The sequence below is a fragment of the Myroides fluvii genome (genome assembly GCF_009792295.1).
Taxonomy (GTDB): Bacteria; Bacteroidota; Bacteroidia; order Flavobacteriales; family Flavobacteriaceae; genus Flavobacterium; species Flavobacterium fluvii_A.
On record NZ_CP039934.1, the window covers coordinates 1 to 20910 of the forward strand.

A 20910-nucleotide genomic window follows, 5' to 3' on the forward strand; every position below is an offset into this window, starting at 1 on the left:
TTTACTTGCATAAAAATAAATGAAACTCAAAAATATCGATGCATTATTTCAACTACTTGTATCAGAGAAAGATTTCACTGTAACAGAAGGTATTCTAAAAGCATTATTGGCTAAGATATAGCAACAGCTACTTCTTTTTCTACTTCCATCAGTCAAAGCGATACGATTACCTTGTTTCAAGATCTTTTAAAGCAAACAAATAATTTACACCAACAGTGTTGCCTATATGCTAAAAAACTTAAAATGTCACCACAAAATCTAAATGCTATCTGTCGTAAAAACTCCAACAACCCACATCTGAAATATTGGCAGAACATATTATTGGTGAAGCAAAAAGACAACTGCTATACCACTGAAAATAGTATTAGTGAAATTGCTTTCAACCTAAACTTTAATGATTCTTCTTACTTCACAAAATACTTCAAGCGCTACGTGGGTATTACTCCTAAATCATTTCGAGAAATGTAAAGTGCCACTCTTTTTTCAAATTCACCCAATTTTAGCTTCTAATTATATCACATTTGTATCATTAAAAAGTTTTAAGATATGAATACCAAACAAGGTGAAGTAAGTCTCAAAGAAATAGCGAAAGTTTTCACTAAACTAGGGGATATTGGTTTTGGAGGGCCAGCAGCTCATATTGCAATGTGAGAGAAGAAATAGTTGTAAAAAAGAATGGATGGATGACCAACACTTCTTAGATCTCCTTGGAGCTACGAATTTAATCCCTGGTCCTAACAGTACAGAAATGGCTATTCACATTGGTTATGATAAAGCGGGTTGGAAAGGACTTATAATCGCAGGACTATGCTTTATTCTTCCTGCTGTTATACTTACAGGTTTAGTGGCCTATTTTTATAAAAGTTATGGAAAACTACCCCAAGTTCAACCCTTTATCTATGGAGTCCAACCTGCAATTATCGCTATTATTCTGGGAGCTGTTTTTCCGTTAGCAAAAAAAATCTATTAAATCCTCATTCTTAGCCTGTTTAGGTCTTATAGTCTTACTTGCTTCTTTAATGGGCATTAGTGAAATCATTTTGATGTTTGGGGCTGGAATTTTAGCTTATGCCGTGTTTTATATCAATACTACACGAAATACCTTACAAAGTTTTCTTCCCTTACCTTGGTTACTTATCATTCAAAATGTTTTTTACAATACCACCAATATGCAGCTATTTTGGATTTTTCTTAAAATAGGCGCTATACTTTATGGAAGTGGTTATGTGCTATTTGCTTTTTTAGACACAGAACTAGTACAAACAGGCTTACTATCTAAAGAACAACTCATAGATGCTATTGCTGTAGGACAATTCACACCAGGCCCCGTTTTTTCTTCCGTCACTTTATTGGTTTCCAAATTAATGACGTAACAGGAGCTATCCTATCAACCCTAGCAATTTTTTTACCGTCCTTTATTCTAGTAGCCCTACTAAATCCTCTGATGAAAAAACTACGCAACTCTAAAGGGTTATCTATTTTTTTTGATGCTGTAAACATTGCCTCAGTTGCACTAATTATAGCTGTATGTTTAACAATGACAAAAGAAGTAATAACAGATTGGCAATCACTTGTTGTCGCTTTACTAGTGGTATCCTCGTTTTTACATTTAAAAAAGTTAATAGTGCTTTTATTGTTTTAACAGGTGCATTGCTTGGGTATTTCCTGTTTTAATTATCACTATTTCGCTTGCTCTTCCTGCTTGACCGATGAACTATCGTTCTGGTCATGTTCAACCCAAATGAAACGAGATACATCATACCCAATCTCTTTCGCTAGGGTCAAGTACTGTTGTTTAATATCTTCCGGTATGCTTTTTTCTCTGGACAAGATCCATACATAATCTAAATTCTTTCCTGCTACTAAGGCATACTGATACGCTGAATCTAATGCAATTACATTATAACCGGAATAAAAAGGACCAAAAAAGCTAACTTTTAATGCTCCTACGTTTGGCTCTCCCCTAAACTTAGCTATGCCTTCAGCTTGTTTCCATTCTTTATCCTTAACGTGAAAACCTCGATTTAAAACTTTGAGATTTCCCTTTTCATCCAAGCTGTATTGAGCGGTGGTATTATTTAAATCTTTTTCAAAATAAAAATCAAACCGCGCAATTTCATACCAAGTTCCCAAAATAACGATTAACATCAAAATTTTCAACTGCTTTTGCCTTTTCTGGTATTGGGTTGGTCTTACAAGACACAAACAAGAATGATAGCATCGCAAAAAAGCTTATTCGATATAACAGTGTAAGTTCATAAGAAATTCGTTTTACCCAAAGGTAAAAAATATATACTAAACACAGTAAATTATATCGTTTATCGGCATCAGTCCGGAAATAGAATAAACAGTTTGACCAACTGACGCCCAACTTGGTCTCCTTACTTTTGTATTTGTTGACCTCTTCTACTGTTCCTACAGATAGAATTTTTCCGTCTTTTACAGCAACCGCCTCTACATAGTTTGGCGTGTCTTCACTCATGGTAATAATATCACCATTGTAATAGATCAAATCTGCTGATTCACTACCGTTAGATTACATCCAATTAAACTAATCGTTGTACCTACTAGTACAATAGACAATACTTTTCTTATCATAGGCTATAATTTAAATCGCAATGAATTAAGCAAAGTTAAAATCAAATATAAGTACCTTGAAAAATTTAGAATTCAACTTATATCACTTAGAAGTACATTATTTCAACGTATTACTATCTTAAAGTTTTCAAAAATATAGTATTTCGTTTTCCCTCTTGTTCACTTAAAGTTTAAAATCGTATCAGTTCCAATACTTTGCCTAGTAAGTCAATACAAAAAGCGACATTTACTTTGCGTTTAGGTATAACAGATCACAAAGGACATGGTGATTTCACCATTTCACTTCAGGGCGAAGACTATGAAGGAGAAGCGTTTAATGTAGCTCCCTCATTTTTAAAAACGAAACTGAGAAATACCTTAAAAAAATGGAAGGACAATCCTAAGTTAACCCATATACTTATTAACGAAGATTCGCTGAAAAAACAACACCTTCAAAGAGCGCGATACCCGTGTTTTTATCGTTCAAAATTGGGAACTTTCCCCCTTGACGATCAAGTAATAAAAAAGCATTTTCACTACAAGCTATAAACAGCTACAAACCTGACAATTTTAGATACATCCTCCAATACATATTCGTGTTGGAGGATGAAATCCAAAGGCTTAATCGATCTAGATTTGTGCCTTAGCGAAGGTTCTCGCTTTACCAGCCACAATTACTCTTTCTCCTTTATTTTGACAATAAAGCTCTTCTCTCTGATATTTGACGCATAAAAAAGGGCTCTTTACCCCATTTAAACGACCAAAATAGAATAAGGAAACAGTGAGCAGAGCCAGTAACAGGATCTCATCAGGCAACCACTCTTTTAATGGAACCACACAAGCAGGGTTACCGTGAAAAATTTCATATGTCTTTTTCCGTTTGGGGTTGCCGATTAAATTCTCTATTTTTGAAAAGAATCCAATCAAAAATTAAATCATGTCAAACCTCGCAAAAGATCTTTTATTTGGTCTCGCCGTAGCGGATGCACTGGGAGTACCGGTTGAATTTAAAAGTCCTGCAGAAATTAATCTAGCTTCTGTACAATCAAATTACCAGGATATATTCAACCGCTTTTCTCCTTTTGGTTCTTGGAACAAACCCGTTGGCACTTTTAGCGATGATTCTTCGCTAACTTTTTGTACGGCTGAATATCTAGCAGCTGGTGAAACAGACTTAAACGATCTGATGGATCGCTTTAAACAGTGGTTGAGAAAGGGGTATTGGACTACAGACGGACATACTTTTGACGTGGGGAGAACGACCTTATTGGCTATTGAAAACTTTGCAAGGGATTACAATTGGAGAACGGCTGGACTCAACACGGAGCGCGACAATGGCAATGGTTCCTTAATGCGCATAGCACCTCTACTCCTCCCTCTTTTATATGATCAAACGATTACAGATCCTTATCCCTATATACGCGATTTTAGCAGTTTAACCCACGCGCATCCCATATCCGTAGATAGTTGTTTTATCTACCTGATGTATGCAAAACAGTTGTACTATGCGAAAGATGTAGCTTTGGCTTTTGTAAAAATGAAGGAAGAATTAGGAACTAAGTACGCCCAAAACCCTGCATTCGAACGTCTTTTTTCTGAGGATTTTTTATCCCTTTCTCCTACTGTTTTCAATAGTCAAGGTTTTGTGGTGGGAAGTTTAGAAATTGCTTTGCATACCTTGCTTACGACAACAAGTTATGAAGAGGCTATTTTAAAAGCAATTTCACTAGGTAAAGATACGGATACTAATGCCGCTATCACCGGGGCTTTAGCGGGATTTTTATATGGGTATGACAGCATTCCTTCCCATTGGATTGAACCCCTCAAAAGAAAAGAGGATATTGCAGCATTAGCCAATCAGTTGTATTCTACTTGTACAAGGGTATAATTTTTAATTTTGTTGAGCAGCGATCGTTCATCAACAGTCAACCCTCTCACCACCTCATCATCTCACCCCCTCAACAACCAATAACCAACAACAATCAACACTTATTCATTCATCCTTTTTTGTTCATCATCAAATTCCTCTTATATTTAACCTCCTATATTAATCACCTTACACCCTATGAAAAAAATAAGCGCACTTGCTCTATTCCTTGCCTTATCAACGACTTACGCACAAAGCATTGATTTTAAAGACCCTAATTTTAAAAACGCGCTGCTTGAATTGGGCTTCGATACTAACCATAACGGACAAATTGAAAGAAGTGAAATTGAATCTATAGAAGAATTAAAAATCTCGAATAAAAATATTGAATCCCTTGATGATCTAAAGCACTTTAAAAAACTGCGAATACTATATGCCAATACCAATCGCATTTCGGATATGAGTGTTTTAAATGGCAATAGTGTTATAGAGGAAATTTTCATTGGCGACAATCAACTAGGACCTCGATTAACACTTGAGCATATGCCCAATTTAAAGGGACTCTATGCCTTTAGAAATGAATTAAAAGAACTGAGATTTACAACCCCATTTCCCTATTTAACTTCGTTGTATATTCAAGGAAATCCAATAAAAAAACTCAATATAGAACCTCTTGTGAACCTAAAAAGTCTTCAATTATTTGAATGCGATGACTTACGAACAATCACAATAAATAAAAAACAAAAATTGAGCAATTTTTTATCTTGGATATGAAGGTAAAAAATGTTGTATCTCAAAGTGAATCCGCTAATATTATTTATTTAGAAAAAAAGGAAGATGCGTATAACGAACCAAACAATGAGAATTTCAAAATATCTCCTGTAATCAAAGTAAAATAAAGTGGTGAAATGGCATGATGAATCAACTTCATGTCCCCTGAATCGAAGACATCCGTTTCCATTCTTAGTCACTATCGCCTAGCACTCAAATAGCATGTACAACCTAAAACTCACAAAGTGAAAAAACACCATCTAATACTTATTGTTTTTGCAGCACTTACATCATGTAACCAGTCTAATTGCCGGTTATTTGACTCTGATGCTAAAAAATTTGGAAACGAGTGGAAACGCACCTTTGAACAATATACCAAAGATAATTCAGATAAACTACCAGCTGAAAAATTACTTGAAGGAATAGACAGCATTGGTAAACTTTACTTTGTAGATAAAAATGTAATTTTAATAGAACGATATCCAACATGTGCTAGCGCAGTATCAACATTGAACTACATTAAAGACAAAATTTCAAAAGAAAAATTACAATTGCTACTTCAGACTATTCCAGAAGAATTCAAAGCAGATAGCAACTATGTATCGATTGAAACGTTTTTAAAAAACTAAGGCATAACCTATAAAAAGAGGAATCAAATAGAAATTAGCACAATCGCTTCAAGACGTAAAATTTCAAGAAATATGATTGATCAATTTCTAATCCTATATCACAAAAGGGTTAGGTTTTACAAGAAAAACCTAACCCAAGCTTTATTTTTGAACTTACACACTTTAAGAGACAGTGCCACTAATTCTCAATACTCAGAAGAATTCACTCCTCTCTCCTCTCTCCATCAAGTTACAAACGTTCTAATTTTACGTAATAATAAAAAATCTGTCCTCGGTCATTATCTTCTCCTTGAGTTTCAAAAACAGTATCATTTACATCGTTTACTTCTAGTTCGTAAGGTTCTCCGCCATCAAAAGAGAGGTATATCACTCCTTCGTTATATCTCATCTCGATTTGGTAGTCTGCAGAGGGGTTTTGTACCTGATCTATAACCCAGATGCCGCTTTCATCCATTTCCATATTGTATATTTTTGGAGGATTATTATTAATGCGTATGGTTAACTTCCAATTTCCAACAAGGTCAAACGTTCCCTCTTTGTTTAGCTTTATTTCTATCGGCATATTTCCCGTAGTATTGCTAAACTCGTTTTGATACGTGTAATTTAAAGTAGTTTTCAGACTGTTTCCCGTTGCGGTATCCGGATTTTTAACAGTCATTTTCATGCGTATTGCTCCGTTTTCAAATGCTAGGTCAGACAGTTGTACATTGGCATCAGATACAGTAAACTGTAGGTTTTTGTAGTCTTCGGTGGTTAAAGCAGTGCTTTGTATTTCGGCAGAATCAGGTATTTCGTGAACGGGTATTTTCGAATATTAGCAAAGAATACATGGTCGTTTACAAATTGAATAAGGTTGTTTATTTTTTCGGTTGCCTTTGTCAAACGTCCGTAAGCGTCAAAAAAGATTCCCGTTCCTTCAGCGGTATTCGACTGATCAGAAGCAGTTACACTTCTGTTTCCGGTGTACAAATGTACATTTTGAGCTTTGTTATGTGTAAAGCTAATTCCCTGTGTTTCAAACGTAGTTTTGGTTATTTGATTGCCTTGAATTTGATTGACTACACGATCTACAATATTGATTTCATTCACGAGTTCAGTGGCATATTTCCAAGCTAATACACCGGCGGTTACCCCAGCAACAGTTACTAGAGATTTCTCTATCCCAGTGCCTGGCAGCGCTAAAATGTACCCACTTCCGGCAAAAATTATTACAGAAGCCAAAAGTTTTTTTGTTTTAACCAATGTAGAAGCGACACCCAATGTAGTAAAACCCTGAGGTTGATTGACATTTAAAATCTCGTTAAACCAGCTTTCGTTTACTTGATAAAACAACGCCATTTGGTTTTTGTCGTCGTTAGAAAGGGATTTGTAATACTCCTCAAATGCCGTTAGGGTATTGGCTAAATAAGCGGAATATTCCTCATCGGTTATTGCGCTTTTGATAAGGCTAAGATCTTCAAACAAAGGTTTTAAAACCACATCTTCACTGCCATTTAGCAAGCTTTCTTTTACCTCAAATTTGGTATTGACATCCAGATTTGGAATATGTAACGTCGTTGTTCCTAGGGCAGTTGTTCCCGGAACGTAAAACACTAAGGTATTGTCTTCTGCACGAACCAGCTTAAGCGGAACTCCACCCAAATCGGCATCGTATTCTTCCTGCAAAAGCGGTTGTGAAAATTGCGCTTCTACAATTTGAAGCTGAAAAGCTTCTTTGGGCATTGTAATTTCCTGTTTAGGATCGGAATCAGGGTTGTCGTTGTCATTTTTGGAACATCCGCTCCAAAAAATTGCACTACCTAGGATAAAGGCAGCGTAAATAAGATGTAGTTTTTTCATAATATGGTGATTTATTTTGAGGGTTGCTCTTTGTGAGGGTTGCTCTTTGTAGAGAATCTATAACTTCACGATTTCACAACTTCACGATTTCACAACTTCACGATTTCACCCCCGTTGAGGTTTGTGTAATTCTTTCCATTAAAGAACAAGTTGGCTATTCAGAAGATCGCAGCCGTTAACAGTTAACAGTTAACAGTTAACAGTTAACAGTTAACAGTTAACCGATACCCGTTAATCTGTACTAAAATAAAATACCCTTTTGAGGGTATTTTATTAAAGCGCCATTTTAAAATTTGTATTCAACTGCCATAAACACACCATTTAGCTTGATATCCCCAAATCCCATAGAATATTTAGCACTTACTCCAATATTCTCTGTGATAGTATAGGCTGCCCCAAAGTCAAGATTTACTTTAAACTTTTCGTCTTCCCAGTCTAAATTGTAATTTAAACTTGGTCCGGCTAACAAATTAAACTTTTCAGCTACCTTGTATTTAGCTAAAACGGGTACGCTCAGCATACTGGCATCTTTTATAGCTACGTAAAGCACTTCGGGCTGTACAGACCATTTCTCAGAAAATCCGATTTCGGCAAAACCACCTACAAAAAAACCGGTTTCAGATTCAGAAGCTTCGACTGTTTCGCCAAAAAAGCCTCCATTCATTTTAACTTTTACAGTTGCAAAATCAATTCCGGCTTTTGCTCCCCATTTAATCTCCTGAGCTTTTGCTCCTAAAACACAAGCAAAAAGAGCGGCACCTACTAAAACTACTTTTTTCATAATTTAAAATTTACAAATTCTTATTTAATTCGTTTAAACATTCTTGTTCCTTGATAAAGCTGATTCCCATCTGTGCTTAATTCCAGTGTTACATTTCCTTCGTTTACCCATCTTCCATTTTCGTAATCATCATCGGTAAATCTCCACTGATACGCATCTGCACTCCATGTTTTTTCTCCTGTTTTTGTAATTCTATCATAAAAGGTATCCCCTACTAATTTTTTGGGAAAATAAACAGGCGCATGATCCAAATTATAGATAATCGCTTTGCTTGCTTCTATCTTTAGTTGATATTTTGAATTGCTGTGTTCCCAAATTCCCTCAATGGATTTTTTAGGATTGGGGTTAGGATTAGGGTTATCTGATTTTGACGTTCTTTCTAAAGTAATGTAGCAAGTTGAGCTGTTACCATTCACATAATTATAATGAACTTTGGTTTTAAACGTATTGGCTTCTGGATTATCAGCATCAAAATATAAAATGGTAAACTTGGACCTCAGATCGATATCCATGGTATCCTCTCCGTTGTACTCCCATTTCCAATCCGCATTCATTTTTAGTGCTTTATTACTATGCGATACTGTCGTTTTGGTAAATGGACCATAAGCATCAGTAGAAATACCCTCTTCATTTGTGCTAAAAGTATAGACTCTCGTCTTGTTTTCGTATTCTAACGTTAATTTCCAATCTCCTTTCGGATTGAAAAACCCGATTTTATCAGGATCGTCGTCTTTATTATCATCACTGCTGCTACAAGCTGTTATTGTTAATCCCAAAAAAAGAATTAATCCCATGCTCTTTACTAGTTTACGTATTTTCATTTTCTTATCATTTTAATTGTACCTACACTATTCGGTTTTTGGCTTCGCCTTTTGCATTAGTTATGCTTCTATTTTACTTGCCTGCTTTGTATTGTTCCCATAAAACTGAAGTGAATCCGTCTTTAGAAACTATATGAGCATATATAAATCCAGAGCTATTCAGTTCTGTGAATTTATATTCTAATTCTTCATCATGGGTAGAAAAGCTAAGTGTAACTTTGGATTTCGAACTATCTGTCCATCTCCAATCAGCATATTCTATGGGTGTATCTCCGGGTAGGTATTTAAAATATATTTTCCCATTGGGATAAAATGCCCAAAACAAATAATCGGCTTGATGTTCCGTTTTTTCCGTTCCGTATACCGCTCCAATTTTTACCTTAGACCACCATTTTTGCGCACCTGCATTGAATGCCGTTGTAGCCATTGCTTTTGTAGTTGCATTTTCGTCATAGCCCGTTAAGGTCATAAAGCGTTGTGCTGTTGGTACAATTTCTCCTTTAGGCACGTTTTCTAAAAATTTAACGTCCTCGCTCCCCCCATTGTCATCACTGCTGCTGCATGCAACGATTGTTAATCCTAAAAGAAGAATTAGCCCCACTGTTTTTGAAAATTTCAGTATTTGATTCATAATAAATTCCATTTTAATTTGACTTCCTCTATGTTCTTCTTTCTATTGCTTCGTTCCAATACCGAATATTAATTGCTTCCTAGGCGTACCCAGGCCAATAAACTACAATTTCCTTCCGTTAGATACGTTGCGTAAACCACAAGATTGGGATTGAGCGCAGTAAATTCATACACCATGCTGTCCTCTCCCTCGGCACTCACTATAATTTTTGATTTTGAGCTATCCGTCCATCTCCAATTGCTATCACCTTCAGGAGTTCCGTTTGCTCCATATTTGTAATAAAGTATTCCATCTGGCGAAAAGGCAAAATAATCACCTGATTCACCCGCATCATCAACCTCATCTATTCCGTCGCAATGGTATATTATTTTTCCATCCGTGTACTTCCACCACTTTTGAGTGTTCGTATTCAGTGTCGCTACAGCGGTTCCCCTTCCGGTGTTTTCTTCGTATCCAGTTAAGGTAACAAAGCGTTTTGCTGTTGGTACAATTTCTCCTTTAGGCACATTTTTAAAATGTTCCGCATTTTCACCACTGCCCTTGTTATCATCACTGCTACAAGCCGTAATTAGTAGTCCTAAAAAAAGAACTAACCCCATGTTTTTTAAAATTTTAACTGTTTTCATACTACGCTAAATTTAACTTTGCCTACTCTGTCCGGTTTTCGGCTTCGCCGTTTGTTTTAGTTTTAATTGATTCCATAGATCCCATCTACCATACCTAATTCGAAATTGGATGTGTATTACAAGCTGCAGTATCGCAAGGAGAGGGTGATGTGAGATTGGAAGAAAAAGCCTCTGTTTTACTTTAAAACCTGCTGATGTCTTCTTGTGTAATACAAGCCTTGTGCTATCATCACTACTGCTACAAGCCGTAATTATCCATCCTAAAAAACGGATTAATCCCTATTTTTTTTTTAAAGGCTTAACTATTGTCATTCCTGATGAATAGCATATACCTGATGAGATTTTCTACTTGGTTGTTTCTCTTATGTTTAGCTGTGCTAAGACGCCTCCTTAAAATCGATAGGCTACACTCAATCCAGTACGCAAACCTGCCCAAGGCATTTTTCCTTTGAGCCTAATCCCCTTGTCATTGATTTCATAATCAATCTTGTCAAAGCTGTCTTTCAAATCTTCTGCAAACCCCTGTAGCTCTGCCTGCTCTTCTGCCGATAAGTTTTTATTGGCCTTGATATCGATATTTGCCGAGCCATAATTTCCACCTATAATCTGCCAGTCCAGATAAATATTTTTGCCCAAATGCCATTGAACGCCAAAGTAAATTCCACCCGAAAAAGCCTTGATATTACCAGTCAACGGAAGATTCGGATCCTCCCCTAACAGTATCAATTCCTCAAACTGGTACTCATACTTTATTTTAGTGGTTTCAATCTTGGCAAAAGCGGCGATATAAAATCCTTGAAAAGCTCCTTTTTTGCCCAAATACAATTTGATTTCCGGCGCAAAGGAAAAGTTTGAATACTTTAGTTTCTCAATTTCAAAAGTAGCATCACCTTCACTGTCGTCACGCTCAAACACTTTTTGCAGGGTGCTTTTAAACGGCGCTCCACTTTGCGGACGATAATTTACGGTTGCGCCAGCAACCAATCTGCCTTTTACTTTGCGTTCATAGGTTAGAGAACCTGTTCCCCATGCCAATGGAACGGGGTTGAATTTTATCAGATTTCCCTTTACGGGATGAGCCATGCTATCGGTTTCAGTTTTTGTTTGTGGAATATCCTGTGCATGTAAAACAGAACCACAAAACAGTGCTAATAAGACGTAATACGGTTTCATGAGATAGTGAGTTTAAAGTTTAATTTTAGATTTATACGAAGTAATTTTATCATCCTTAGCCGTATAGGTAGTTGTGTTTCCCGTACAACTAATGATGGTTGATACAATAACCGACTAGCTTGAGTCTATAATCATACCCTACGTTCCATTTTTATGTGGCACTAACAGAGTCCCCATGCGTTTGTGTTTTTAGACTTTGAGTACATAACAAGAAAACCACCCCGAAAACACCTCCTATTTTTATTGTTCCTGTGTACACTCCTTTATTTGTTAAAACTATCACAACAAAGGTATTTTTTATATTTTTGTTATAAAATAGCTACACCTAGCCATACGGCTGATTATAATTCGCTTAGCCCCTACGAGCGCTATGGGTAATAACCTAGACCAATTGCCATTAATACAATTCACCCAGAGAACTCACCCTCTTTCTACTACGATGAACAAAGTGCCGTTTATTTTTTTGATGGTTGATGATTGTTTGGTGTTTGGTGTAGAAATTCTCAATCGTTAGAAGTCCCCACCGATAAGTTAGATTTGCTTTCGCTTTTTTGCGCAATTCTTTCGGTTAAAGAACAATTTGGCTATTCAGAAAATCTACCAATCAATGATAACTGTTCACCCACAACCAAACAAAAAAAAGGATGCTCATTTGAACATCCTTTTTCTCATTTATTGTATTATTTAGCACTCAATGCTTTTAAATTTTCATTTTTAATTTTAAGCATATTTTGATAATGTACAGTCCATATTCCATCACTATAATCTCCTATTCTTCCTTTTGGATTATTGCGAATATTGTGGTAAAGTTTAAAATCTCGCTCTAAATCTAAATTAGCGCGATTAATTTGATTTAAAGTAGTTGCAATTGCTTTATTACGATCTTTAGTTGAAGCCTTAGTCGAGAAAGAATTAGACTTTACATCATAAATATCTGTTGGCAAATTTTGTTTAATTCGATCAATCAACTCTTCTTTATCTATCTGTGCATGATATCCCGACGCTTCTTTCTTCTTCGCTATATGTAATTCTTCTCTAAACTGCAAAGCTAAATCTGCAGCAGAACCAACTACTAGGACAGGTATTTTGGGTACATAAGCTAAAAAGCTCAATCCCTCCAAAACTTTTTCTCCTACATTCGTATCCGCTTTTAATTTTTCATCCTGAGCCAGTTCTTCTATTTTTTGTCTAACTCCTTCACTTAATTCGATTCGATCTAATGCATCATATCGCTTTAACTTTGCACCTGGATTAAGTTTTTTATACTGCTGTGTCAATTCATGTAATTCGTTCAAAAACTCAAAATAATCCACATTAACAACAATTTCACTCTCAACTAAATCCTTTAAAACTTGTTGTTGTAATTTTTCTACATTAGACTTGAACTCTTCATCCGAGATTGATGTTTTTTTAACTTTGGATAAATCTACCAATAAACTATTGTACATTGTCAATTGGTTGTCAATTTGCTTCGCTAAAACAACACGCATTTTTGAATCATATTTTTTGATTAATAAATCAAAATTATTTTCATAATTATCAAGCGAATAACTCTCGTCTACCTGAACTTCTGAAGATTGATGATTTAAAATCTCATTTATAATCCTTTCATTTTCTGCGGAATTCTCTTTTTTACATCCTATCAAAGAAAAAAAAGCTAAGGCAATTATTATTTTTCTCATATTAAAATTTTCTTTCTTTTCCTAAATCTAATACAGTAATTATCTCTGTTTCGTCTAAATTTTCACTTGTATAAACGAAATATTGTATTTTGTTTTCTACATAAAATTTAGTTTTAACTTTACCTAAACTTTCAACATTAGCTATGAGATTATTCTCATAAAAAACCTTTTCCATTTGATCACTACTAAAAAAACCTCCTCGATTAATTCGCAGAATATCAGTAAGCTCAACATCCTGCCCCACTTGTTTAAAAACTAATATATAATATGCTTCTTTGGTAATCAATAAATATTGTAAATGGACTAAAGCCTCTCTTTTTGCAATGTTTTTGTCTTCGATAATCTTTCTTTCAAAAATCGTATATAACTCCCCTTTCTCTACATTCAATAATCGGGTTCCAATCTCCTGAAACCAAATATTGATATTCGAATAATATGGATCGAGTTTAATTAATGATTCATAATACGTTTTTAACTCCCTATTTTCGTTTACATCAATTGATTCGCTTGACGTCGCCTCCGCGTCCTTATCTCCACAAGAAATAAAAAAAACGAACATACTGATCAGTACGAAATGAATTCTTTTCATTGTTCTATATCTATTAATTAATCTATCGAAGACCTCCCCAAATAAGATTACCCCCTGTATGACTCACTGCATTATGTACCTGCTGCGACACCAATTCTAACTTACCTACGTCTTCATGATGATGCCAAGTGAAACCAAATATTTTATCTCCATGCGGACTTTTAAGATCTTCTATTTGTTTAGCTAACAGCTCCTTATCTTTGAGTTCCTTTGTAACTCCATCCGCAGTATAGCTATAACTTTTCCCTTTATTAAGTTGAATCAACTTTGTTTCTATTACTTTGGGATCTCTTTTATACTGTTCTTTCAGTTGGTATGTTGCATAGGCAAACTGATTCTTATTGGATTGTTGATAGTACTTAGAAGGAAGATCAATTTTAGCAAGTGTATGATTAAAGAAATTAGGAAAGAGCCCTTCTACCTTAAATTTCTCCAAATCAATAATTCGTTTAGAGAAAGGAACTTCCCATGATTTGAATTTTTCATTTACTTCAGCTAATCGCTTGTCGAAAACATCTCGAGTTCGATGCTCCAAATCCCCAACTCGAAGCGTCGGTATTTGTTTCGGATTTTTGGCAATTTGCTTTTCATAAGCTTTTAAGCTAGGAACTCTAACTCTCAAATTTTGGGAAGCATATAATGCGTTATACGCTTTTATTCCCTCAGGACTTGTTACTATATATTTTTCAAATGCCTTGCCTTTCAATCGATCTAAATCTGTGGTTAATTCTGTTAATTGACCTGGAGATAAATAAGTTAACGCTTGCTTTGCTGGCTTCGAAAAAGAATATTTTTTAGTCAAGTCCGTAGACTGACCGCTTAAATTTTCAATTACCTTCTTCCCACCTTTGGAAGAAGAAACTTTTTCAACTACTTTTCCTCCTTTTTTACAACTATACACCGTACAAGCTCCTACTAGTAATACAAGAAAAATAAATATCCTTTTCATCTACTATTATATTTGCAAGCAAAAAACTGCTTTAATCCACAGTTTTTCAAGTATAATTTAGTGAACGCCCCTTTTTTTTTAGTTAATCTTCGAATTATAGTTTGTAATCAATTAGGACTGTAGTACACTACTCATTCAAATTTCATAAAACTTATGAGGTGAACAGTACTCACACTTGTTATACTTCTACGTTTTTTTGTGTAACTCTTTCCATTAAAGAACAATTTGGCTATTCAGAAAATCTCATCCTCTCATCCTCTCACCCTCTCACTCTCTCACTCTTTTAAAAACCAAAAATGATTGATATTTCATACACTTAAGCTATATTTGTATGAAATATCAATCATTTCACATGAAGAGTACAATCGTCTTACCAAAATTTAAAACGTTACTAGAGCAAATGGGTGAAAACATAAAGCTTGCTCGTAAACGTAGAAAGTTAACTGCAGTTCAAGTAGCTGAACGTGCGGGTATTGCTCGTTCTACCTTGTATTTAATAGAAAAAGGCGAAGCTAGCGTGGCTATGGGGGCTTATTTCAATGTACTGCGTGTGTTAGGCTTACAAGATGATTTTTTAAAGCTTGCATCAGATGATGTGTTTGGTAGAAAATTACAAGATTTAGATTTATTATAAAATGGCCACACAAAAAACAGCTATATATGTTTACGCAGATTGGGTAGGATTACTTCATCCTATCTTATTAGGGGTATTAGTTGCCCATCAAGCTAAAGGTCGCAAAGCTTTTAGTTTTGAATACGATACAATATGGTTAAAAACGAATAGCCATCGTCTTATAGATCCCGTTATTCAAATCTTTCGATTAGCGAACAAATGTCTACTCAGAAAATCTCAACAACAATCAACCAACAACAAACAAAAAAACAAAAAAGCAAAAGATGAGCTTATCCGTTATAATATTCATGTTGTAGGATATTTTACCAGATAATTTTCTAACTTTACCATTCAGTCTTTTTAAATCATTGGCTTTATCTTTGAGCCTTTTAATTCAGCGATTAAGTATGGAACATGCAGTACACCAAGGAAGAAATGTAAAGCGTTTTAGAGAAATGCTTGGAATCAAGCAAGAAGTTCTTGCCTTTGATTTAGGAGAAGATTGGAATCAAAAGAAGATCTCTTTACTGGAACAGAAAGAAGTAATTGATCATTCCCTCTTACAACAGATTTCAAAAGTGCTGAAAATACCCGTTGAAGCAATTGAGAATTTTGATGAGCAACAAGCGATTAATATTATTAACAACACAGTTACTAATAATGATAATGCAGTAATGCACGCTCTATATATTAATAATGCTACAATTAACCCAGTAGATAAAATTGTTCAGCTTCACGAAGAAAAGATTGCGTTGTATGAGCGTATGCTGAAAGAAAAAGACGACATGATGAACCGCTTGGAAAAGCTGATTCAAAATAAATAGTATTCAAAATAAATAGTATTCAAAGTGAAAATGTAAAAGCTTAATCAACCGATTAAGCTTTTTTTGTTGGGTATCTTCTGTGTCGAGGACATGCTAGGGGTCAAATGGTTAACAGTGAACGGTTAACTGTTAACGGTTTGGATTTTCTGAGTAGACATTTGTTCGCTAATCGAAAGATTTGAATAACGGGCGTTGAGTAACGGATGCGACCTATCTCACCGAGTTTATATTTTGTTTTGGAGTTCGATGAATCTCCGATTTCTCCTTCGTCGAGGAGACATGCCGTGCGTGGGTACTGTGTGTGGAATCAATTTGTACTTGTTCCCGTCAATCACTACCGTCATGTCAATATCTGTCGTTGGAAGAATTTAGTCTGCAGCAGGGTCATCGGTATATAAACTAATCACAGCACCACCAACGAATACCACTTTTTCATTTAACTCTTTCAAGCCTTTAGCCACTTGTGCTACTAAAGCTAGGTAATAACTTTATTATGCATTCAATATTCTTTTTTCTAATTCTTTTTTTGCAATTTCTTTTTCTCTAATTCTCCCTACCCGTATGGCGTCTACCAATGTTAGTAGTTCATATAATTTTTTATCGCTTAATGTTGCCTCTACTACAGTAGGGTATAATGGTTCGATTGCTTGTCCTCTTTCTAGACCTTTGGCATAAGGCCAAACGTATTTTTCAGTAGAAGAAATTATTTTGTTCAAGGGTTCAGCAGCGTGTGCGGTCAAAACGCCTCTCACAATAGCACCTGGCTGTTGTGGAAAAGCATAAGCCACACCATGTAATAAAAACGCTGTAAAAGCTATTTTGTTTACTTTTTTCCTTGCTTGATCTATTAAACCAGCATACTTTGAACGGTTAAGCGATTGACTAACCTCTGACTGGCTTAGTCCTAACTCTTGTGCTATGGTATGATGATACCAAGTTTGTGTTCCTAAAGTAATGATTTTTAAGAGTATTAGGATGTCTTGTGGTTTTAAATTACGTTTTGATTGTTGCATATATTTCATATTGCGATATGCAATATAGAGTGTCTTTGTCTGCTTAAACACAGTGATTTTTAGTAGTAGGAAGCGAACTATTTGGTCTTCTTCTGCCAAATAATTTCTTTGGAAGTTGCTTTTTTTATTGTGAGGTTTGTGCTGGGTGTTCAAAATGGTTAACAGTGAACGGTTAACTGTTAACGGTTTGGGTTTTCTGAGTAGACATTTGTTCGCTAATCGAAAGAATTGAGGGTTGATTGTTGTTTGTTGACGGTTGTTCTACAACAAACAAAAAAGCAAAAGATGAGCTTATCCGTTATAATATTCATGTTGTAGGATATTTTACCAGATAATTTTCTAACTTTACCATTCAGTCTTTTTAAATCATTGGCTTTATCTTTGAGCCTTTTAATTCAGCGATTAAGTATGGAACATGCAGTACACCAAGGAAGAAATGTAAAGCGTTTTAGAGAAATGCTTGGAATCAAGCAAGAAGTTCTTGCCTTTGATTTAGGAGAAGATTGGAATCAAAAGAAGATCTCTTTACTGGAACAGAAAGAAGTAATTAATCATTCCCTCTTACAACAGATTTCAAAAGTGTTGAAAATACCCGTTGAAGCAATTGAGAATTTTGATGAACAACAAGCGATTAATATTATATCTAGTACATTTCATGACACACAAGGATTGGTAAATTATAGTCCAGTATTTAATAATAATCCTATTGATAAAATTGTTCAGCTTCACGAAGAAAAGATTGCGTTGTATGAGCGTATGCTGAAAGAAAAAGACGACATGATGAACCGCTTGGAAAAGCTGATTCAAAATAAATAGTATTCAAAGTGAAAATATAAAAGCTTAATCGGTTGATTAAGCTTTTTTTGTTGGGTATCTTCTGTGTCGAGGCGTCATGCTGGGGGGCAAGTGGTTAACAGTGAACGGTGAACGGTTAACGGTTAACAGTGAACGGTTAACAGTGAACAGTGAACAGTGAACGGTTAACAGTGAACGGTTAACGGTTTAGTTCTTGCTGCGGTAAGTATGTTTGTCTTTTATAGACAATTTTTTAAGGCTCGTCAATCACTCCCGTCATGTCATTTCGACGAAGGATACATCGTAGCGCAGCGAAAATCGAAACGTAGTGAAGATTCATCGAACACCAAAACCAATATAAACCCTGTGAGATATATTCATCGAATACAAAAATAAAATATAAACCTAATGAGATAAATCGCATCCGTCAATCAACGCTCGTCAATCATTCCTGTCATGTCATTTCGACGAAGGATACATCGTAGCGCAGCGAAAATCGAAACGTAGTGAAGATTCATCGAACACCAAAACCAATATAAACCCTGTGAGATATATTCATCGAGTACAAAAATAAAATATAAACCTAATGAGATAAATCGCATCCGTCAATCACTTCAAAAAAGGAAAGAAGAAATCGTAGCGTAACGAAAATCGAAACGTAGTGAAGATTCATCGAACACCAAAACCAATATAAACCCTGTGAGATATATTCATCAAATACCAAAATAAAATTTAAACCTAATGAGATAAAGAAGAAAAGAGTAAATTTTCTAAAGATTGAGAATCTCTACAACGAACAACGAACAACAAACAACAAACGACAAACGACAAACAACAATCAACCCTTTTAATCTACTAGTAGCACAACACTTGTACTACATTCGGTATCTTCCCTATTAGTAAAAAACAGCCAGACTGCAAACCCATTTATTTCAAAAATCATTGGCAACAATACGCTTGCTGTTAAGGCGTCTCTCGTAGCCACTTTTTCGTGTATCATAAGATTTCCATTTTGCAGATTGTACCCCACCACAGTAAGTAAATCATCCCCATTTCCGAAATTAGCACCTTCAATAAGCGTCCAATTTAACGTAACTGAGCAGTCTTCAGTATGAACATCAATCACGTTAACCAGAGGAAGAGTGCCTTTGCTCAAAACCACCTTTTCCATATCAATACTAAAATTTTCATCTTGTTCCACCATTGCCTCTCTGATATGGTACGATAAAGCTTGATTTACGCGTGACTTCACGCCTTGATCATTTCCAAAATAACGCGTAAATATTGGATTAAAAGGACGAAGAAAACTCGAAATCAGCTTAAACTTTTCGCGGTATTTCAACTGAGAAGCGGATGGTTCTTTTGAAGATTTGCGAGGAGCAGCTCTTATATAGTTCCTTCCTCCTATGTTTACCCCTACTATATTCCCTACTTTTCCACTGAACGTCCCGAAAATTCCATTTTCTAATTTTGCCATGCCTTTTTATTTTTAAACAATTTTTTTATTCACTTTAAATGATGGGTTAGAGCGATTAGAAGGGTTAGAATGTTTAAGCGGAAACCCTTCTAACCAACTAACCCTTCTAACCAATTAACTCATCAGCCGTTAACTGTTCACCGTTAACCGTTAACCATCTAATATTCTCCCAGAAAGACACTTGAACTACATTCAACTCCTGCTTCATCTAACATAAACCCCCAGAGTGCATACCCAGTATCTTCGAAACTACCTGGTAATTGAAATTTAAATTCCATTGCATCTCGTTTGGCTACATTTTCAAAAACAAACAGAGATTTGGTTGATTTTTGATAGAGAATAAGCGTCAGTGCGTCTGTTGCCCCTATTCTATTAAACAACGGGTTTGCACTCCAAGTGATGGTAAATTCTTTGTTTTCTAAGAGTACCTGATCCACAAAAATAGTGAGGAGAATCCCTTTGGTTATGACTACCTTTTCAAGGTCGATCACATACTCCCCCTCCACCTGTTTCACCGCTTCTTTCAGGTGATACGCTAAAGCGACATTTAGTTTAGACTTAGCTTCCGTATCTGGATCAAAAAAGCGCTTGATTACTTTGTTTATCGGACGCAAAAATTTAGAAACCAATCTAAATTTCTGTCGATGATTCAACTGAGCCAGTGTTGGTTGTCTTCCTCCTTTTTTGGGTGCATTGCGAACAATATACTGTCCGTTCATCTTTGCTCCTACAAGTGTTCCGAGTTTTCCTCTAAAACCACCTGTTAATCCATTATCCATTTTTCCCATGATTGTACCGTTTACTTGATTACTACTAATTTTTGAGATTATGCGTCGTAGCTACCTTCACTAATGTTCTCATTGCAATACTAAAAAAACAAAAAAACACGTACAATACCCCCTTCCGTATTTGTCCACTTTTGTCCTAAAAAAGGTGAAAACTTCCACTTTTGTTCTAAAATGGGCATAAACTTCCACTTTTGACCTAAAATAGGCATAAACCTCCACTTTTGTCCTAAAATGGGCATAAACCTCCTCTTTTGTCCTAAAATGGGCACAAACTTCCACTTTTGTCCAGCACAAAAAACCACAAAACGCTATTAATCAACACACTAACAACAACAAGTTTATAGTTCCTTTTAGGTTTGTTTTGGGTATGCTTTGTGTTTGCTTGGTTTGAGGGCCTTTTACCAAACAAACCCAAAAGAAAGACAAAACAAACCCATAAAGAAGATCTAATGGTACATACAAAAA

At 35.5% G+C, this 20910-nt stretch carries 24 protein-coding genes and 2 pseudogenes; 10 read left to right on the forward strand and 16 right to left on the reverse strand.

Annotated features, from left to right (window positions below):
• Positions 1-171 precede the first annotated feature (171 nt).
• Together FBR08_RS16800 and chrA are read left to right on the forward strand one after the other, a co-directional pair.
• A complete protein-coding gene (locus FBR08_RS16800) occupies positions 172-468 on the forward strand; it encodes a helix-turn-helix domain-containing protein (protein WP_262885171.1) in 297 nt (98 codons plus the stop codon).
• Between the two features lie 78 nt (positions 469-546).
• Positions 547-1674 (forward strand): annotated as a pseudogene (gene chrA, locus FBR08_RS00010) (chromate efflux transporter).
• A 6-nt stretch (positions 1675-1680) separates the two neighbouring features.
• On the opposite strand, the pseudogene FBR08_RS00015 reads toward chrA, so the two are convergent.
• A pseudogene (locus FBR08_RS00015) lies at positions 1681-2221 on the reverse strand (lipocalin family protein).
• A gap of 572 nt (positions 2222-2793) precedes the next feature.
• Here FBR08_RS00015 and FBR08_RS00020 point away from each other — a divergent pair.
• A complete protein-coding gene (locus tag FBR08_RS00020; RefSeq protein ID WP_158960287.1) occupies positions 2794-3126 on the forward strand; it encodes a hypothetical protein in 333 nt (110 codons plus the stop codon).
• Between the two features lie 81 nt (positions 3127-3207).
• Here FBR08_RS00020 and FBR08_RS16805 read toward each other — a convergent pair whose 3' ends face one another.
• Positions 3208-3504, reverse strand: coding sequence for a hypothetical protein (locus FBR08_RS16805; RefSeq protein WP_233266164.1), 297 nt, complete (start codon positions 3502-3504; stop codon positions 3208-3210).
• Positions 3505-3514: 10 nt separating this feature from the next.
• Here FBR08_RS16805 and FBR08_RS00030 point away from each other — a divergent pair, with 10 nt between their 5' ends.
• From FBR08_RS00030 to FBR08_RS00040, 3 genes are all read left to right on the forward strand, one after another.
• Positions 3515-4465, forward strand: coding sequence for an ADP-ribosylglycohydrolase family protein (locus tag FBR08_RS00030; RefSeq protein WP_158960290.1), 951 nt, complete (start codon positions 3515-3517; stop codon positions 4463-4465).
• A 177-nt stretch (positions 4466-4642) separates the two neighbouring features.
• Entirely contained in the window at positions 4643-5218 is a 576-nt protein-coding gene (locus FBR08_RS00035; protein ID WP_158960292.1) for a leucine-rich repeat domain-containing protein, read from the forward strand.
• 242 nt (positions 5219-5460) lie between these two features.
• Entirely contained in the window at positions 5461-5844 is a 384-nt protein-coding gene (locus FBR08_RS00040; RefSeq protein WP_158960295.1) for a hypothetical protein, read from the forward strand.
• Positions 5845-6073: 229 nt separating this feature from the next.
• On the opposite strand, the gene FBR08_RS00045 is transcribed toward FBR08_RS00040, so the two are convergent.
• The 10 genes from FBR08_RS00045 to FBR08_RS00090 all read right to left on the reverse strand — a co-directional run bounded on the left by FBR08_RS00045 (position 6074) and on the right by FBR08_RS00090 (position 14935).
• Positions 6074-6508 carry a hypothetical protein gene (locus FBR08_RS00045; protein ID WP_158960298.1) on the reverse strand — a complete coding sequence of 145 codons (435 nt, stop codon included), beginning with the start codon at positions 6506-6508 and terminating at the stop codon, positions 6074-6076.
• An 89-nt stretch (positions 6509-6597) separates the two neighbouring features.
• Complete coding sequence (locus FBR08_RS00050) at positions 6598-7683, reverse strand: hypothetical protein (protein WP_158960301.1); 1086 nt, start codon at positions 7681-7683, stop codon at positions 6598-6600.
• A 286-nt stretch (positions 7684-7969) separates the two neighbouring features.
• Complete coding sequence (locus FBR08_RS00055; RefSeq protein WP_158960304.1) at positions 7970-8464, reverse strand: porin family protein; 495 nt, start codon at positions 8462-8464, stop codon at positions 7970-7972.
• Between the two features lie 20 nt (positions 8465-8484).
• The gene (locus FBR08_RS00060; protein WP_158960308.1) at positions 8485-9285 is read right to left on the reverse strand and encodes a hypothetical protein; all 801 of its coding nucleotides are present in this window, start codon (positions 9283-9285) and stop codon (positions 8485-8487) included.
• A gap of 73 nt (positions 9286-9358) precedes the next feature.
• Positions 9359-9916 carry a hypothetical protein gene (locus FBR08_RS00065; protein ID WP_158960311.1) on the reverse strand — a complete coding sequence of 186 codons (558 nt, stop codon included), beginning with the start codon at positions 9914-9916 and terminating at the stop codon, positions 9359-9361.
• Between the two features lie 68 nt (positions 9917-9984).
• Complete coding sequence (locus FBR08_RS00070; protein WP_158960314.1) at positions 9985-10542, reverse strand: hypothetical protein; 558 nt, start codon at positions 10540-10542, stop codon at positions 9985-9987.
• 390 nt (positions 10543-10932) lie between these two features.
• Positions 10933-11715: a hypothetical protein gene (locus FBR08_RS00075; protein ID WP_158960317.1), complete on the reverse strand. Its 783-nt coding sequence runs from the start codon at positions 11713-11715 to the stop codon at positions 10933-10935.
• Between the two features lie 680 nt (positions 11716-12395).
• Positions 12396-13397, reverse strand: coding sequence for a hypothetical protein (locus FBR08_RS00080; protein WP_158960320.1), 1002 nt, complete (start codon positions 13395-13397; stop codon positions 12396-12398).
• A 1-nt stretch (position 13398) separates the two neighbouring features.
• Complete coding sequence (locus tag FBR08_RS00085; protein ID WP_158960322.1) at positions 13399-13986, reverse strand: hypothetical protein; 588 nt, start codon at positions 13984-13986, stop codon at positions 13399-13401.
• Positions 13987-14008: 22 nt separating this feature from the next.
• The gene (locus FBR08_RS00090; protein ID WP_158960325.1) at positions 14009-14935 is read right to left on the reverse strand and encodes an HNH endonuclease; all 927 of its coding nucleotides are present in this window, start codon (positions 14933-14935) and stop codon (positions 14009-14011) included.
• Positions 14936-15266: 331 nt separating this feature from the next.
• Here FBR08_RS00090 and FBR08_RS00095 point away from each other — a divergent pair, with 331 nt between their 5' ends.
• From FBR08_RS00095 to FBR08_RS00105, 3 genes are all read left to right on the forward strand, one after another.
• Positions 15267-15569: a helix-turn-helix domain-containing protein gene (locus FBR08_RS00095; protein WP_233266151.1), complete on the forward strand. Its 303-nt coding sequence runs from the start codon at positions 15267-15269 to the stop codon at positions 15567-15569.
• A gap of 1 nt (position 15570) precedes the next feature.
• Positions 15571-15882: a hypothetical protein gene (locus FBR08_RS16695; protein WP_199268614.1), complete on the forward strand. Its 312-nt coding sequence runs from the start codon at positions 15571-15573 to the stop codon at positions 15880-15882.
• Positions 15883-15955: 73 nt separating this feature from the next.
• Positions 15956-16372: a helix-turn-helix domain-containing protein gene (locus FBR08_RS00105; protein ID WP_158960328.1), complete on the forward strand. Its 417-nt coding sequence runs from the start codon at positions 15956-15958 to the stop codon at positions 16370-16372.
• Positions 16373-16863: 491 nt separating this feature from the next.
• Here the strand turns inward: FBR08_RS00105 and FBR08_RS00110 are convergent, their stop codons facing one another.
• A complete protein-coding gene (locus tag FBR08_RS00110) occupies positions 16864-17484 on the reverse strand; it encodes a hypothetical protein (RefSeq protein ID WP_233266152.1) in 621 nt (206 codons plus the stop codon).
• A 309-nt stretch (positions 17485-17793) separates the two neighbouring features.
• Between FBR08_RS00110 and FBR08_RS00115 the strand changes: the two genes are divergently transcribed.
• The gene (locus tag FBR08_RS00115) at positions 17794-18201 is read left to right on the forward strand and encodes a helix-turn-helix domain-containing protein (RefSeq protein WP_158960331.1); all 408 of its coding nucleotides are present in this window, start codon (positions 17794-17796) and stop codon (positions 18199-18201) included.
• Positions 18202-19027: 826 nt separating this feature from the next.
• Here FBR08_RS00115 and FBR08_RS00120 read toward each other — a convergent pair.
• From FBR08_RS00120 to FBR08_RS00130, 3 genes are all read right to left on the reverse strand, one after another.
• Complete coding sequence (locus FBR08_RS00120; RefSeq protein WP_158960333.1) at positions 19028-19657, reverse strand: DUF6266 family protein; 630 nt, start codon at positions 19655-19657, stop codon at positions 19028-19030.
• Positions 19658-19815: 158 nt separating this feature from the next.
• On the reverse strand, positions 19816-20445 hold the full coding sequence (locus FBR08_RS00125) for a DUF6266 family protein (protein WP_158960336.1): 630 nt from the start codon (positions 20443-20445) through the stop codon (positions 19816-19818).
• Positions 20446-20525: 80 nt separating this feature from the next.
• Positions 20526-20684 (reverse strand): hypothetical protein, encoded by a 159-nt coding sequence (locus tag FBR08_RS00130; RefSeq protein ID WP_158960339.1) that lies wholly within the window; start codon positions 20682-20684, stop codon positions 20526-20528.
• Between the last annotated feature and the right edge of the window lie 226 nt (positions 20685-20910).

What these genes read in the sequence shown, in the direction of transcription:
- FBR08_RS00030 (WP_158960290.1), top strand. Translation starts at nt 3,515, where the DNA reads ATGTCAAACCTCGCAAAAGATCTTTTATTTGGTCTCGCCGTAGCGGAT.
- FBR08_RS00035 (WP_158960292.1), top strand. Translation starts at nt 4,643, where the DNA reads ATGAAAAAAATAAGCGCACTTGCTCTATTCCTTGCCTTATCAACGACT.
- FBR08_RS00045 (WP_158960298.1), bottom strand. Translation starts at nt 6,508, where the DNA reads ATGAAAATGACTGTTAAAAATCCGGATACCGCAACGGGAAACAGTCTG.
- FBR08_RS00050 (WP_158960301.1), bottom strand. Translation starts at nt 7,683, where the DNA reads ATGAAAAAACTACATCTTATTTACGCTGCCTTTATCCTAGGTAGTGCA.
- FBR08_RS00055 (WP_158960304.1), bottom strand. Translation starts at nt 8,464, where the DNA reads ATGAAAAAAGTAGTTTTAGTAGGTGCCGCTCTTTTTGCTTGTGTTTTA.
- FBR08_RS00060 (WP_158960308.1), bottom strand. Translation starts at nt 9,285, where the DNA reads ATGAAAATACGTAAACTAGTAAAGAGCATGGGATTAATTCTTTTTTTG.
- FBR08_RS00065 (WP_158960311.1), bottom strand. Translation starts at nt 9,916, where the DNA reads ATGAATCAAATACTGAAATTTTCAAAAACAGTGGGGCTAATTCTTCTT.
- FBR08_RS00070 (WP_158960314.1), bottom strand. Translation starts at nt 10,542, where the DNA reads ATGAAAACAGTTAAAATTTTAAAAAACATGGGGTTAGTTCTTTTTTTA.
- FBR08_RS00075 (WP_158960317.1), bottom strand. Translation starts at nt 11,715, where the DNA reads ATGAAACCGTATTACGTCTTATTAGCACTGTTTTGTGGTTCTGTTTTA.
- FBR08_RS00080 (WP_158960320.1), bottom strand. Translation starts at nt 13,397, where the DNA reads ATGAGAAAAATAATAATTGCCTTAGCTTTTTTTTCTTTGATAGGATGT.
- FBR08_RS00085 (WP_158960322.1), bottom strand. Translation starts at nt 13,986, where the DNA reads ATGAAAAGAATTCATTTCGTACTGATCAGTATGTTCGTTTTTTTTATT.
- FBR08_RS00090 (WP_158960325.1), bottom strand. Translation starts at nt 14,935, where the DNA reads ATGAAAAGGATATTTATTTTTCTTGTATTACTAGTAGGAGCTTGTACG.
- FBR08_RS00095 (WP_233266151.1), top strand. Translation starts at nt 15,267, where the DNA reads ATGAAATATCAATCATTTCACATGAAGAGTACAATCGTCTTACCAAAA.
- FBR08_RS16695 (WP_199268614.1), top strand. Translation starts at nt 15,571, where the DNA reads ATGGCCACACAAAAAACAGCTATATATGTTTACGCAGATTGGGTAGGA.
- FBR08_RS00105 (WP_158960328.1), top strand. Translation starts at nt 15,956, where the DNA reads ATGGAACATGCAGTACACCAAGGAAGAAATGTAAAGCGTTTTAGAGAA.
- FBR08_RS00115 (WP_158960331.1), top strand. Translation starts at nt 17,794, where the DNA reads ATGGAACATGCAGTACACCAAGGAAGAAATGTAAAGCGTTTTAGAGAA.
- FBR08_RS00120 (WP_158960333.1), bottom strand. Translation starts at nt 19,657, where the DNA reads ATGGCAAAATTAGAAAATGGAATTTTCGGGACGTTCAGTGGAAAAGTA.
- FBR08_RS00125 (WP_158960336.1), bottom strand. Translation starts at nt 20,445, where the DNA reads ATGGGAAAAATGGATAATGGATTAACAGGTGGTTTTAGAGGAAAACTC.
- FBR08_RS00130 (WP_158960339.1), bottom strand. Translation starts at nt 20,684, where the DNA reads ATGCCCATTTTAGGACAAAAGTGGAGGTTTATGCCTATTTTAGGTCAA.